The organism is Ammonicoccus luteus, from assembly GCF_050880385.1.
In the GTDB taxonomy this organism is placed as follows: domain Bacteria; phylum Actinomycetota; class Actinomycetes; order Propionibacteriales; family Propionibacteriaceae; genus Enemella.
Window position 1 is genome coordinate 298,189 of record NZ_JBNZCI010000003.1, and the last position, 12,493, is coordinate 310,681.

At 68.5% G+C, this 12,493-nt stretch carries 15 protein-coding genes; 8 read left to right on the forward strand and 7 right to left on the reverse strand.

The window, feature by feature from the left end; all coding sequences use genetic code 11:
• Window positions 1–134 precede the first annotated feature (134 nt).
• Together ACQ260_RS09210 and trpD are read left to right on the forward strand one after the other, a co-directional pair.
• A complete protein-coding gene (locus ACQ260_RS09210; RefSeq protein ID WP_432559130.1) occupies window positions 135–563 on the forward strand; it encodes a hypothetical protein in 429 nt (142 codons plus the stop codon).
• Window positions 563–1,618, forward strand: coding sequence for an anthranilate phosphoribosyltransferase (gene trpD / locus ACQ260_RS09215; RefSeq protein ID WP_432559131.1), 1,056 nt, complete (start codon window positions 563–565; stop codon window positions 1,616–1,618). Before ACQ260_RS09210 ends, trpD begins: the two co-directional genes overlap by 1 nt.
• A gap of 40 nt (window positions 1,619–1,658) precedes the next feature.
• On the opposite strand, the gene ACQ260_RS09220 is transcribed toward trpD, so the two are convergent.
• From ACQ260_RS09220 to ACQ260_RS09230, 3 genes are all read right to left on the reverse strand, one after another.
• Window positions 1,659–2,315: a prepilin peptidase gene (locus ACQ260_RS09220; protein WP_432559132.1), complete on the reverse strand. Its 657-nt coding sequence runs from the start codon at window positions 2,313–2,315 to the stop codon at window positions 1,659–1,661.
• 10 nt (window positions 2,316–2,325) lie between these two features.
• Window positions 2,326–2,901 carry a hypothetical protein gene (locus ACQ260_RS09225; RefSeq protein ID WP_432559133.1) on the reverse strand — a complete coding sequence of 192 codons (576 nt, stop codon included), beginning with the start codon at window positions 2,899–2,901 and terminating at the stop codon, window positions 2,326–2,328.
• Between the two features lie 166 nt (window positions 2,902–3,067).
• Entirely contained in the window at window positions 3,068–3,943 is an 876-nt protein-coding gene (locus tag ACQ260_RS09230; protein WP_432559134.1) for a sunset domain-containing protein, read from the reverse strand.
• A gap of 219 nt (window positions 3,944–4,162) precedes the next feature.
• Here ACQ260_RS09230 and ACQ260_RS09235 point away from each other — a divergent pair, with 219 nt between their 5' ends.
• A complete protein-coding gene (locus tag ACQ260_RS09235; protein WP_432559135.1) occupies window positions 4,163–4,681 on the forward strand; it encodes a peptidylprolyl isomerase in 519 nt (172 codons plus the stop codon).
• A gap of 4 nt (window positions 4,682–4,685) precedes the next feature.
• Window positions 4,686–5,618: a rhomboid family intramembrane serine protease gene (locus ACQ260_RS09240; RefSeq protein WP_432559136.1), complete on the forward strand. Its 933-nt coding sequence runs from the start codon at window positions 4,686–4,688 to the stop codon at window positions 5,616–5,618.
• Window positions 5,619–5,628: 10 nt separating this feature from the next.
• Here ACQ260_RS09240 and ACQ260_RS09245 read toward each other — a convergent pair whose 3' ends face one another.
• Genes ACQ260_RS09245 through ACQ260_RS09255 form a run of 3 tightly spaced genes read right to left on the reverse strand, consistent with a single transcriptional unit; the run spans window position 5,629 to window position 7,806 of the window.
• Window positions 5,629–5,802, reverse strand: coding sequence for a hypothetical protein (locus tag ACQ260_RS09245; RefSeq protein WP_432559137.1), 174 nt, complete (start codon window positions 5,800–5,802; stop codon window positions 5,629–5,631).
• The gene (locus ACQ260_RS09250) at window positions 5,792–6,067 is read right to left on the reverse strand and encodes an Lrp/AsnC family transcriptional regulator (RefSeq protein WP_432559138.1); all 276 of its coding nucleotides are present in this window, start codon (window positions 6,065–6,067) and stop codon (window positions 5,792–5,794) included. Before ACQ260_RS09250 ends, ACQ260_RS09245 begins: the two co-directional genes overlap by 11 nt.
• A complete protein-coding gene (locus tag ACQ260_RS09255; protein ID WP_432559139.1) occupies window positions 6,064–7,806 on the reverse strand; it encodes a DEDD exonuclease domain-containing protein in 1,743 nt (580 codons plus the stop codon). Before ACQ260_RS09255 ends, ACQ260_RS09250 begins: the two co-directional genes overlap by 4 nt.
• A gap of 122 nt (window positions 7,807–7,928) precedes the next feature.
• Here ACQ260_RS09255 and ACQ260_RS09260 point away from each other — a divergent pair, with 122 nt between their 5' ends.
• From ACQ260_RS09260 to ACQ260_RS09275, 4 genes are all read left to right on the forward strand, one after another.
• Window positions 7,929–8,180 carry a hypothetical protein gene (locus tag ACQ260_RS09260; RefSeq protein WP_432559140.1) on the forward strand — a complete coding sequence of 84 codons (252 nt, stop codon included), beginning with the start codon at window positions 7,929–7,931 and terminating at the stop codon, window positions 8,178–8,180.
• Window positions 8,181–8,278: 98 nt separating this feature from the next.
• Window positions 8,279–9,448, forward strand: a complete 1,170-nt coding sequence (locus ACQ260_RS09265; RefSeq protein WP_432559141.1) for a C40 family peptidase — start codon at window positions 8,279–8,281, stop codon at window positions 9,446–9,448.
• Complete coding sequence (locus ACQ260_RS09270; protein WP_432559142.1) at window positions 9,441–10,682, forward strand: hypothetical protein; 1,242 nt, start codon at window positions 9,441–9,443, stop codon at window positions 10,680–10,682. The genes ACQ260_RS09265 and ACQ260_RS09270 overlap by 8 nt, the downstream gene beginning before the upstream one ends.
• Window positions 10,683–10,694: 12 nt before the next feature.
• On the forward strand, window positions 10,695–11,804 hold the full coding sequence (locus ACQ260_RS09275; protein ID WP_432559143.1) for a glycosyltransferase family 4 protein: 1,110 nt from the start codon (window positions 10,695–10,697) through the stop codon (window positions 11,802–11,804).
• A 30-nt stretch (window positions 11,805–11,834) separates the two neighbouring features.
• On the opposite strand, the gene ACQ260_RS09280 is transcribed toward ACQ260_RS09275, so the two are convergent.
• Window positions 11,835–12,461 (reverse strand): MBL fold metallo-hydrolase, encoded by a 627-nt coding sequence (locus ACQ260_RS09280; RefSeq protein WP_432559144.1) that lies wholly within the window; start codon window positions 12,459–12,461, stop codon window positions 11,835–11,837.
• Window positions 12,462–12,493: the final 32 nt, after the last annotated feature.

The following is a 12,493-nucleotide window of genomic DNA, read 5'->3' on the forward strand; positions in this document are numbered from 1 at the left end:
TGCTGAGCGCGGCAGCACTGGGTGCGCGCGCGGCGTACAGTCGGAGCGCTGCCACCGGGCTTGCCGCCGCGCGACTTGCAGCCCGGGTGACCTGGCGGTGGCACCGCCGATCGAAACCCCGAGGGATAAGAAGAATGAGCGCACAGCAGCCCAGCGAGGCCGAGGCGACGGTCCTCGTCTATTCGGACGACCGCACGACGCGTGACCAGATCCGACTCGCCATGGGCACCACAGTGGCCGCTGACCTGCCGAAGGTCCGCGTCGTCGAATGTGCGACGCCACGTGCGGTGATCCAGGCCATGGACGCCGGTGGAATCGACACGGCGGTGTTGGACGGCGAGGCTGTCCCCGCTGGGGGGATGGGGATCTGCCGGCAGGTGAAGGACGAGATCGTGAACTGTCCGCCCATCCTCGTCGTGGTGGGCCGACTGGATGACGCGTGGCTGGCGACGTGGTCGCGGGCTGACGCGGTGGTTGCCCACCCGATCGATCCGGTGGCGCTGCCCGATGCCGTTGCGGGGCTCCTGCGCCAGCGGTTTGATGCGACCCCGGCTCGCGTCTGATGGCGACTCCGACGTGGCCCGACCTCACCACCCGGCTGATCAATGGCCTCGACCTCACCTCGGCTGAGGTCCAATGGGCGATGGGGGAGATCCTGCTCGGCGCGGCCAGCCCGGTGCAGGTGGCCGGCTTCTCGGTCGCGCTCCGGGCCAAGGGCGAGACCGTGGAGGAACTGTCGGCGATGGCCGACGTCATGCTTGAGTTCGCCACTCCGATCACCCTGGACCGCGAGGCAGTCGATGTCGTCGGCACCGGTGGCGATCGGGCGAACACGGTGAACGTTTCCACCATGGCTGCCATTACCGCCGCCGCGGCCGGTGCCAAGGTCGTGAAGCACGGCAACCGCGCAGCCTCGTCCGCGTGCGGAACCGCTGACGTGCTCGAGCACATCGGCGTGGTCCTCGATCTTCCGCCAACTGCTCAGCAGGGTGTGATGGACCGCGCGGGCCTCGTTTTCCTTTTCGCCGCCGGCTATCACGCGTCCCTGCGGCACGTCTCGCCGGTCCGTCGAGAGCTGGGCGTGTCCACCACGTTCAACTTCCTCGGTCCGATGGCCAATCCGGCCCGGCCGAACGCACAGGCCATCGGAGTGGCCGATCCGCGGATGGCGCCACTCATCGCCGGCGTGCTGGCCGGACGGGGCGCCCGAGGCCTCATCTTCCACGGTGGGGACGGGCTGGACGAACTGACGACCACCACCACGTCCCGGGTGTGGTTGATCCGGGACGGCGAGGTCCGGGAGACGGTGTTCGACCCGCTGCAGGTGGAACTCCCGAGAGCGGAGGTGGCGGACCTTGTCGGCGGACCGCCCGAGACCAATGCCTGGGTTCTGCACGAGACGCTTGCAGGGCGAAATGGTCCTGTGCAGGACATCGTGGTGCTGAACGCGGCGGCCGCCCTCCTGGCTTTCGAAGGGCCGGAGCTGGACGTGCCGGTCCACGAACAGTTGGCGGAGCGCATTCTCCGGGCCCGGACCGTCCTGACCGACGGAACCGCTGCGACGAAGCTCGAGGACTGGGTGAGCGCGACGCGAGCAGCGAAAAGCGCCACAGCCTGACGAGCGAGAGGCGATGGCCCTTCTGCGTCTCGGCCCGGTCTCACCGTGCGACCAGGACTCCGAGAAACGCACCCAGGGTGAGCGCGGGCCCATAGGGAAAGGGGCCGTGCCGACCGCGGGCATGCCGGACGACGCCGTGCAGTGCGCCTGCGATCGTGCCGAGGAGCAGCCCTGCGATCAGCGCCGACCACGACATCGAAGCGGTCACCGCACCCAACACCGGAGCCAACCGGACATCACCGAAGCCCAAGCTGCCGCTCATGCGCCAGAACACCCAGAAGAACAGGCCCACCGCTGCCGCCCCCAACGCCATGCGCACGGCCACCGGTCCGCGGTCAGCCGGTGGTGCGAGCGCGACGTGCGCGGCGCCGGCGACCAGAGTGGAGAGCCAGAGGGCTCGGCTGAGCGGCAACGGCATCCAGGTGGTCCGGGCGTCTATGGCCACGAGCAGCATGCCGACGGTGCTGAGCGGCAGCCACGTGACCCAGGCGGCCGGTGGCAGCCTCAGCGCGAGCACTGCGCCGGCGGCCATCGCGCACGCAGCTGTCGCGATCGCGAATCGGCTCGTCGCCAGCGTGCGATAAAGAGGTTTGTCCCGTGCGTCGTCGGAGACGGGCTCCGGGAGGGCGCGGAGAACCGGGGCCGTCGCCAAGCCCGTGAGCACGCCGAGCGCGGCGACGAGCGCCATCGTCCACATCGCAGCCACCCTAGGCCGCAGCAGGTTCGGCACAGTGGCTGCCCGTGTCGGGCGCATCTTCGTCATGACCGTGGGCGCGGGCCGCGGCTGTCACCAGGAGCTCGTTCCTGCGGGTGATGAGAAGATCCTGGCCATCGAGCAGCGCGCTGAGGCGTTCGAGCGGCAGCGATGCCACCGTCGCGATGTCGGCGACCGACCAGTTCGCGGCCAGCAGCGACCGGGCCGCGATGAGGGCGCCCTCCGGTGACACGGGGCGCAGCAGATCGGATCGGAGGGTTGCGGCGTCCACGGAGATCAGCGCGCGAGCGTAGTGGGGTGCGATGCGCTGCACGGGTCGTCTGCGCAGTCCGAGCAGGCCGCGCAACACGTTGTCCGGGACGCTGACGTGACCGGCGAACGCCCGCCAGGGCAGTGGGGTCACGGAGAGGATCTGCCGCACATGCGCGCGGAAGGGCGCCGCCGTCACCCACGTCCAGTCCTCCCTTGCCTGGTTCATTCCGTGGGCGAGGACTGCACGCTCGGTCGGCACGCGCGAGAGCAGGCCGGTGGCGCCGGTCAGCGTTGTCGGGGGATGGGTGCGGGTCATCTCGGGTCCTTTCGCAGGTCTCACCCTGGAAAGGCCGGGAACCGGCACTCTTTCGCACCGGATTTGCACTATTGCTTCCGGAATAGGAAGGTCAGGCTCGGTCCGGGCATGCGAAGGGCGGACCTCCCTTGGGAGGCCCGCCCCTCAGCGGTTCAGCTCGTCCAGGTCAGCGCTGGGCCTTCGCGAAGCCGGCGGCTTCGGCCGCCTCCTCGGACTGGAACCAGACATCGGCGATCGTGCGCTCATAACCGCCGGTCTCCGGCGTGTGGTATTTCTTCGAACGCTCGTTGCCCTTGATGGTGTAGCCCTCCGGCGGCTCAGCACCCACGTACGCTCCCTCGCCGTATTTCGGCGCGGTTGCGGTCGTGTCCGCGGCAGCAGCCGCTGCGGGCGAGCTCGCGGCCGGCTCCGTCACGGAGGTCGCAGGCGTGGGCTGGCCGGTCGACGACTGATAAGCGGACGCGGTGTGCGTCTGCCAGTCGGTCTCCTGGGCGCCGAAAAACTTCTTCCAGGCGACGAAAGCCAAGCCACCGAGTGCACCCAGCAACAGGAGCGGGAGGAACTTGCCCTTCTTCTTCCGCTTCGGGGTCGCGGTGTCCTTGAGCGACTGGATCTGCGCGAGGCTTTCCTGGTGCAGCCTCTTCCTGTCCTTCTTGGACAGCTGCAGGTCGCCGCGAAGCGCCTTGATGGCAGCAACACCCCGGAACTGCGCCTCCTGGGCATTCGGGTTGTTCGCCAAGTTCTCGAGGGCTTCCGTCACTTTCGGCAGCATGTCGTCATAACGCTCCCTGGCTGCTCCCTTGGCGGCAGCGAGGGCGGGGGCGACGGCAACGGCTGCCTGGTGCGCATATTCCGTGCCACGTGCGCGCGCCTCGTTGGCGAACGGGGCGAGCCTTTCCTTGCTCTGGTCCAGGAGCGGGGTGATCCTGTCCTTGCTCTGATCCAGCAACGGGCCGAGCTTGTCCTTGGCTTCGTTGAGGAGTGCCGCGGCGTTTTCCGCGGCCGTGTGAGTGGTCTCTGCGGCGGCGTTCTTCTTCTTCACGTGTCCTCCGTGGGTTGGTGCTCGGGTGGGAGGTGATCTCCGACCGGAGTTCCAGCCACGTTATCCGCTCGAGTCTTCGACGGAAGCGGCGGGGGACAATTTCAGGGTCCGGGCAGGGTCGGGCGGCGTACGCTCAACCGGTCCGCTGGCCTGAGCGTGCCAAGATGGAATCCGCGACCTGCCGGTCGCTGATCAAGCGAGCAACAGAAAGGGGCCGACGTGGCACCGACCGCGACCCTGCACACCAACCACGGCGACATCGTGGTGAACCTTCTCGACACCCATGCGCCCAAGACCGTGGCCAATTTCGTGGGGCTGGCGACCGGGCAGAAGGAGTACGCCGACCCCGAGACCGGGAAGCCCACGACGGGGAACTTCTATGACGGGCTGACCTTCCACCGGGTGATCGACGGCTTCATGATCCAGGGCGGTTGTCCGTTGGGGACGGGCACGGGCGGCCCGGGCTACAAGTTCGGGGACGAGTTTCACCCGGAGCTCGCGTTCAACAAGCCCTATCTGTTGGCGATGGCGAATGCCGGGCCCGGCACGAACGGGTCCCAGTTCTTCATCACCGTCACCCAGACGCCGCACCTCAACCGCCGCCACACGATCTTCGGCGAGGTCGCCGACCAGGCGAGCCGTGACGTCGTCGACGCCATTGCCAAGGTCCGCACCGGCCCGATGGACCGTCCGGCTGAGCCGGTTGTGATCAACTCGGTCGAGGTCACTGGGGCCTGATCCGATGAGCGACGACCGCCCTGACTTCACCTGGGACGAATTCGCCGGCAAGGACCGCGGCGAATCGGCCCCGCGCGATGCCGACCGCTTCAAACCCTGCTTCCGGCACTCCGAGCGCACGACCGGCATCAACTGCCAACGGTGCGACCGGCCCATCTGTGGCGAGTGCATGGTGCCTGCCTCGGTGGGTTTCCAGTGCCCGGTGTGCGTGGCGGAACAGCAGATGGCGGCCCGGCCGGTGACGAACCGGGTGGGCAAGCGGGTCGGCGGTGGGAGTCGGGGCGGGCGCTCGCTCGCGGGCATCAAACTCAGCGGCGGCCCGGCCAGCACCACGGTCGTGGTCATGATCCTGATCGGTGTGGTGGGTCTGGTCGACTTGGTCGCGCGCGGCGCCGGCGCCGGACTCCTGGGTTATGTCGGACCAGGGGTCATGGCCGGTCACCTGTGGCGACTGGTCACGGGCCTGCTGGTGAGCGGCAGCCTCTTCAACACTGCGATCTGTCTGTTGTTCCTCTGGCTGGTGGGACGCAGCGTGGAGGGCGAGTTGGGACGGGGCCGCATGCTGGCGGTGCTGGTGCTCGCGGGCCTTGGCGGGTCCACGGCCCTGATGCTGTTCATGCCGACCTATGAGTTCATCGTCCCCCTCGCCTATGCCTCCATTCTCGGGATGCTGGCCGCTGTGGCGGCCATGAAATATCGATTCGGTGAGGACATCAAGGGCGACCTGATCCTGCTCGGGCTGATGGTCGCATTCAGCGTGGTGATGGGATATGTGCCGGGCTGGATCAGCCAGCTGGGCGCCATCGCTGCCGGAGCGGGTGCGGGGGCCGTGCTGGCGTACGCACCGCGCGAGAATCGCGGGCGCTGGCAGACGATAGGTCTGGTAGGGATCGCTGCTGGGTGTCTGCTGCTCATCGGAGTGCGTTTCCTCCTCTGAGCAGCCTTGCTCAGGTGGGCTGCCCGGTCGGAACGGGGACTGCGTCCCAGGGCGGTTGCCGGGACAGGAGTGTGGTCGCGACGATGACGCCGAGCGCGATCACGGTGGTGACGACAGCCGCGACGACCCACCACCGCAGCGTCCGGGGCTCACGCCCCAGCACGGGATCCGCGTCAGCCGCCAAGGGAGAAGGCCGCTTCCAGGTCGTGCGAGGAATAGGCGCGGAAGGCGATGTGCGTTTCGGTGTTGAGGACCCCTGCCACCTTGCTGAGTTTGTCAGCGACCACCGACGCGACCCCGTCGTGGTCACGAACACGGATCATGGCGATCAGGTCGATCTGGCCGGTGACGGAATAGACCTCGGTGACACCGGGAAGCGAGGCGATCTGTTCGGCCACCTCTGGGATGCGCGCCACATCGGCATTCACGAAGACAATCGCAGTGATCATGCGGTGATCGTATCGTCCGGCCCGTCATCGTCGGGCCGCGGACCGAGCAGGATCTGCGCGAGCTCCCCTTCCGCGAGGCCCGCAAAGCGGGGCCAGGACCAGTCGCCGTCGATCTCGATCAGCCGCACGCCCGGACGTTCCAGCCACGCAGCAACGCGCTCCGCCTCCTCCACCGTCCCGGCTGGCTGCGGGCCGACGGGAGCAGGCACGGTTTCGGCCAGGGCGAGCGCTTCGCGCGCCACTGCTTGCGGCACCTCGCCGGGGCGTGCGACCGCCGCTCCGGCCAAGCGTCCGTGGCGGATGACATGAATCTCCCAACCTGCCTCGGTGCGTGCGGCGGCCACGATCTGTGCGCAACCGGCCAGACTGGCGACCCGGTGATGGCGCACGGACGCGTCCGTCCACGCTTCCAGTCGGCTCCGGAGTTCAGCAGCTTCTTCGAAGCGCTCCTGCACGATGAGCCGCTGCACGCGATCGCGTGCGGCCAACAGGACAGGGCGGACATCGCCGTCGAGAGCAGAACGCACCTGGTCGACCAGCGCTGCGTACTCCGCCTCGGAAACTGACCGATCGCACGGCGCGACACAGCGACCCAGCTCGGCCAGCGCGCAGGCGGTTCGCGGCCGCCGCGGGGACAGCCGATCCGTGCAGCGACGGATCGGATACGCATCGTGCAGAGCCGACGCGACCCGCTCGAGGCCGTCGCGCGTGCGGAAAGGCCCGAAGTATGCAGCGCCGTCCGCCGCCACCTTGCGCACGGCGGAGAGGCGGGGGAAAGCTTCCTGGGTGAGTTTGAGCCACTGCACCTTGTGTGGGTTCTTCGACCGCCGGTTGTAGCGCGGCGCATGCTGCGCAATCATCCGCAACTCCACGATCTCGGCCTGCAGCGGGGTCGCGCAGACCACCGCATCCACCCCGGCGGCGACGCGCACCATCTCGTCCATGCGCCGACGGGTCTCTGCCGCCGTGAAATAGCTGCGGACCCGACGCCGCACATTGACCGATTTGCCCACGTAGAGGATCCGCCGGTCGCGCCCCTCGTCCGTCTCGACATGGTCGTAGAAGTAGTAGACGCCGCAGGACTCGGGCAGACCGTCGGCCCAGGTCCGTTTGGCCCGTCGCTGCGCGGGGACACGCCGGGTGAACTCCTTCAGATCCTCAAGCGAATGAACACCGAGATTGCCGATGCGGGCAATCAGCCCGTGCAGCACGTCGACCGTCGCGCGAGCATCGGTGAGCGCACGGTGGTCGGGAGCCGTCGGAGACGAGAAATGACGAGCCAGCGTCGCGAGCTTGTGGTTGGGCACCTCGTCGCGCAGCAGCACGCTGCGGGCCAGCCCGACGGTGTCGATCACGGTGTTCCCGGGCCAGGGCGCGTCGTGGGCGGCGCACGCCCGCTTGAGGAAACCGATATCGAAACCGGCGTTGTGGGCGACCAGGACGGCATCGCCCACAAACTCGAGGAACCCGGGCAGCACCGCGCCGAGCCGCGGCGCGCCGGCCACCATGCGGTCCGTGATGCCGGTCAGGACCTGGATGAGCGCCGGAATGTGTGTCAGTGGATCCACCAGCGTCTGGAACTCTCCGACGACCTCGCCTCCGCGCACCTTCACGGCGCCGATCTCGGTGATCGACGCATCCGATCCGCTGCCGGTCGTTTCCAGGTCGACCACCACGAAGGTCGTGTCGATCAACGGGGTGCCCTCGTCGAGGGCGGGTTGGAATGCGTGCGCGCTCATGACCCGGACCGTAGGGAGCGGGTCCGACATTCAGTTTGCGAAAGTGGCCCTCTCCGCATCCGACCGGCGCGACAGCACCCGGCGCGACACAAACTGTCGGACGCTCTCGCCATGCTCTTGTCATGGAGATCTTGCGTGTGGACTGCAACGACTGTGTGGTGCGGGGGACCGGCTGCTCGGACTGCGTCATTTCCGTGTTGCTGGGGGTGCCGGAGGACAGCGGTGGCGCTTTGGAACTGGGGGATGACGAGCAGCAGGCCCTGGCCGCGCTTGCTGGTTCAGGGCTGGTCCCGCCACTGAGACTGGTGCGCGCGGTCGATCGGCCGCGGCACGGTGACGCTCAACCCTGGCTGGACGAGCGTTTCGCTGAGTGAATCGATCGTTTTGCGCGTGATCTAACCGTGACTTATGGTGATTCGCGGTGGTTCAGCCACTGCTGGTCTATTTCTGTTGGTCGACGAAGGGAACGGGCGTGGCTACACGCAGGCAGAAGGCGCTGCGAGCGGGGGTCCTCGGGGCCACGATCGCGACCTTGGTGGTCACCGGTTTTCCCGTCACAGGTCATGCGGATCCGGACACCGTTGCCAAGGCGAAGGCCGAGGTCGACAAGCTTGCGATGGAGGCGGCCGCGCTCGATCAGGACGCACTCGCCGCACAGGGCAAGCTGGACGAAGCCCAGAAGCGCCTCGCCACCCGCGAGGACGACGTCAAGAAGCAGACCGAGCGGGTTGCGGTGATGCGCTCCCAGGTCGGTCAGGTGGCGCTCGCGCAGTTCCAGAACCGGGACCTCGATCCGACCACTCAGCTCCTGCTGCGGGCGGATGCGGACACGTTCCTGAGCCAGTACGCGACTATTCAGCAGGTCACGGCGAATCAGAACGGCGCCCTCCAGGATTTCCAGGCCGAGCAGGCCAACCTCGCGGACATGAAGCGTGGCGCCGCCGCGGACGTCGAGACCATCAACAAGTCCACCGAAGAGATCAAGGCAGCACGTGCCGCGTCGGCCAGCAAGCTTGACGATGCGGAAAAGGTGCTGGCCCGGCTGACTGCCGAGGAGCGCGCCCGCCTGCAGGCGGAGGAAGAGCGTCAGGCCCGCGAGGCCGCCGCGGCAGCAGAGCGGGCCCAGGCCCAGCAGGCCGCACAGCGCGAGCAGTCCGCGTCCCGCGACCGGGAGCGCACGCCGGCCCCGACCCGGACGCCCGCCGCCCCGGAGCCCGCGCGGCCCGAGCCGCGTCCGGCACGTGCCGCGACGCAGCCCCCCGCCCCTGCAGCCCCGCCGGCTGCCACCTCCACCTCTCGGGGACTGGCGGCCCTTGCGTTCGCGCGTGCCCAGATCGGCAAGTCCTACATCTACGGCGGCACCGGCCCGTCGGGCTATGACTGCTCCGGCCTGACCGGCGCTGCGTGGCGCTCCGCAGGCGTGTCGCTGCCGCGCACGTCGCAGGCACAGTTCGGTGCCGGGCGTCCGGTGTCGATCGACCAGCTCGCGCCGGGTGACCTCGTGTTCTACTACTCCGGCATCAGCCACGTCGCCATCTATGCCGGCGGAGGCCAGATCGTCCACGCCTCCCGCCCGGGGAAGCCCATCGGCTATGACCCCCTGCGGTCCATGCCGATCGCCGGCGCCCGTCGGGTTGGCTGACGCGACCAGTCTCCGCGCGACCCCCAGCCGCATCCTCGTGATGTTGCTGGGGGTCGTCCCGTTGCTGGCCTGTGCCGGACCTGCGGACACGGCTCGGCCGCCCGAGCACGCTCCGCCCGGCCTCGTCACGACGCCAACCGCTGCTCAAGGTCCCGCCGGGCCTCTCACCGGGTCCCAGCTCCAGGATTTCCTGGGTGTGCTGGTCGCGAAGCGGGCGGATCCCGCCGCCTGGCAAGTCCTGCTCGACAGGCGCGATCCCGAGTTCGCGGCGAGGGCGGACCAACTGCGGGCGAACCTCGCCCAGCTCGAGGTGGCGATCACCCCGACCGGCCGGACGCACCCGCTTTCGGCGGCACGGCGTGAGCTCCTGGGGTCGAGCGCCACCGTGCAGGCCGCGCGGGTTGACTGGGCCGTCCCCGGGTTTCCCGCCGCTACCCACACGGTGTGGTTCACGGTGACAACCGACACCGGCAGCCCCCGGTTGGCGGGCCTGACCGATGGGCCTTCGGGTGCTGTCCCGCTGTGGCTCCTCCAGGAAACCCGCGTGGTGGTCGATGGATCGGATGCGGTTCTCGCCGCCGATGACCGCGACGCAGGGCCATGGCTCGCAGGGCTGGCCACCGCGCGTGCTGAGCTCCGCCAGCACAACTTGGACCCTTCGTCGCTCGTGGTCCAACTGCCCGATTCGCCCGCTGATTTCGAACGAGTTCTCGGAGTGCACGCCGACAGTCACCGCGCCGTCGCGGCCTCGACCTGGCCGTTCGGCGAAACGGCGCACATCGTCGTGAACCCGCTCGCGACGAGGTCGCTGCGGGCAGAGGCACGTCAGGTGCTGCTGACCCATGAGGCCGTTCATGTCGCGTCGGGGTCGGTGCAGCGTCGTGGTCTGTTGTGGTTGTCGGAGGGGTACGCAGATCTGGTCGCGCTCTCGGCTCATCCCGAGGTCCGGGCGGCGCACGAAGCGCACCTGGCGGCCGATCAGCGGCGGCACGGGATCGCCGATGCCTTGGTGAGTGACGCCGACCTCGACCCCGGCAATCCCCGCGTCGATGCCCATTATCAGCGGGCCTGGCTGACCGTGCGGGTGCTCGACCGCAACACCGGAACGGCCGATCGGATCCATGCGGCCGTCCAGTCGGGTGCCGCACTGGACCAGGCCCTGGAGGACGAAGGCTGGAACCGGGGCTCCCTTCAGTCCGAGGTGCACGCCGAACTGCGCCGCCTCACGGGCTGACAGGACCACGCCATGCCGACGACCCTGGTCATCACGAACGACTTCCCGCCCACCATCGGGGGCATCGAAGCGTTCGTCGCCCAGATCTGTGAGCTCCTCGGTGATGTGGTGGTGCTCACGCGCCGACACCCCGGTGCCCGCACCGCCGACGGGACCCTGCCATTCCCCGTGCACCGGCACGGCCGCCTCCTCCTGCCGGATCGCGGCACCCGCCGCGCAGCAGAGGCACTGATGATTCGTCATGGGGCGACCCGGATCATCTTCGGGGCAGCTGCGCCACTCGGTTTGCTGGCACCGGCGCTGCGCAGGGCCGGCGCCACTCACCTGCTCGCGATCACCCATGGACACGAGACGTGGTGGGCGCGGCTGCCGGTGAGCCGAGCGATGCTGCGGCGAATCGGTGACAACGTGGACGCGTTGTCCTATATCTCCGGCTTCACCCGCGCCGCGATCGCCCCGGCCCTCTCCCCGGAGGCACGCAGTGCGATGGTGCGACTGGCACCGCCGGTGGACATCACCCGATTCCGTCCGGCTGGCACCGGGGGAGCGGCGCGTCCGACAGTGGTCGCCGCCGGCCGGTTCATCCGTCAGAAGGGTTTCGACACACTTCTGGAAGCCTGGGACCTCGTGTTGGCTGCGTGGCCGGTCGAACGCCGGTCCCCCGAGCTGGTGCTCATCGGAGACGGACCACTGCGGCAGCGCCTGATGGCCAAGGCCGCGCGACTGACCCAATCGGACTGCGTGCGATTCGCAGGGCCGGTGCCGCATCGCCTCATGCCGGCACTGCTGGCCGAAGGGCATGTGTTCGCGCTGCCGGTCCGCACCAGGTTCCGGGGGCTGAACCCCGAGGGGCTGGGGATGGTGTTCGCCGAAGCCGCTGCTGCCGGCCTGGCGGTCATCGCGGGGGATTCCGGTGGGACCGGGGACACACTCGTGCCAGGAGCCTCCGGTCTTCTCGTGCAACCGGACGACCCGGCGGGCTTGGCTGCCGTCCTCCTCGAACTGCTGACGGATCTGCCACGCGCCCGCGCGATGGGTGAGGTCGGACGTGCCCACGTGGCCACGAGCTTTTCACCAACGACGACGGCGGCGGTCCTCCGCCAGGTGCTCGACCTGGGGTGACCGCCGCCGATTCAGCAGGGAGCGCTGGGATCAGGCTTCGCCGTAGATCTCCGTCTTGGCCCGCTCCGCACCGATCGTGGTGGACTCACCGTGGCCCGTGTGAACGATCGTCTCGTCGGGCAGGGTGAACAGGTATTTGTGGATCGAATCCAGCAGGACCTCCTTGTTGGAGAAACTGCCGCCGGTCGCTCCGGGCCCGTCCTTGAACAGGGTGTCCCCGGAGAACACGACGCCGAGATTCGGCACATACAGCGAGACGCCGCCCTCGGAGTGGCCCGGGGTGTGGAGGACCCGCACGCCCGTGCCGGCGATGTAGAAGACGTCGTTGTGGTTGATCTCGTTGTCGGGATTGACCTTCGGGTGCGTCTGCTTCCACAGCCGCAGGTCCCGCGGGTTGAGCAGGATCGGTGCGTTCGTCCTGATCCCAAGATCCACCGCCGCCCCCACATGGTCGTCGTGGGCGTGCGTGCACAAGATCGCCGCAACGTCCCGGTCACCCACCACCGCCATGATGTCGTCGACACTGTGGGGAGCGTCGAGCACGAAGCACTCCTTGTCGTCGCCGATGATCCAGACGTTGTTCTCCACCTCGTGGGTCTCGCCGTCCAGGCTGAAGGTGCCCTTGGTGACGCAGTGGTCGATGCGGACCTCGCCCATCAGATGCCTCTTTCCTCTTTTATAGTCACGTT

What these genes read in the sequence shown, in the direction of transcription:
- ACQ260_RS09250 (WP_432559138.1), bottom strand. Translation starts at nt 6,067, where the DNA reads ATGATCACTGCGATTGTCTTCGTGAATGCCGATGTGGCGCGCATCCCA.
- ACQ260_RS09280 (WP_432559144.1), bottom strand. Translation starts at nt 12,461, where the DNA reads ATGGGCGAGGTCCGCATCGACCACTGCGTCACCAAGGGCACCTTCAGC.
- ACQ260_RS09225 (WP_432559133.1), bottom strand. Translation starts at nt 2,901, where the DNA reads ATGACCCGCACCCATCCCCCGACAACGCTGACCGGCGCCACCGGCCTG.
- ACQ260_RS09260 (WP_432559140.1), top strand. Translation starts at nt 7,929, where the DNA reads ATGGAGATCTTGCGTGTGGACTGCAACGACTGTGTGGTGCGGGGGACC.
- ACQ260_RS09220 (WP_432559132.1), bottom strand. Translation starts at nt 2,315, where the DNA reads ATGTGGACGATGGCGCTCGTCGCCGCGCTCGGCGTGCTCACGGGCTTG.
- ACQ260_RS09275 (WP_432559143.1), top strand. Translation starts at nt 10,695, where the DNA reads ATGCCGACGACCCTGGTCATCACGAACGACTTCCCGCCCACCATCGGG.
- ACQ260_RS09255 (WP_432559139.1), bottom strand. Translation starts at nt 7,806, where the DNA reads ATGAGCGCGCACGCATTCCAACCCGCCCTCGACGAGGGCACCCCGTTG.
- trpD (WP_432559131.1), top strand. Translation starts at nt 563, where the DNA reads ATGGCGACTCCGACGTGGCCCGACCTCACCACCCGGCTGATCAATGGC.
- ACQ260_RS09240 (WP_432559136.1), top strand. Translation starts at nt 4,686, where the DNA reads ATGAGCGACGACCGCCCTGACTTCACCTGGGACGAATTCGCCGGCAAG.
- ACQ260_RS09210 (WP_432559130.1), top strand. Translation starts at nt 135, where the DNA reads ATGAGCGCACAGCAGCCCAGCGAGGCCGAGGCGACGGTCCTCGTCTAT.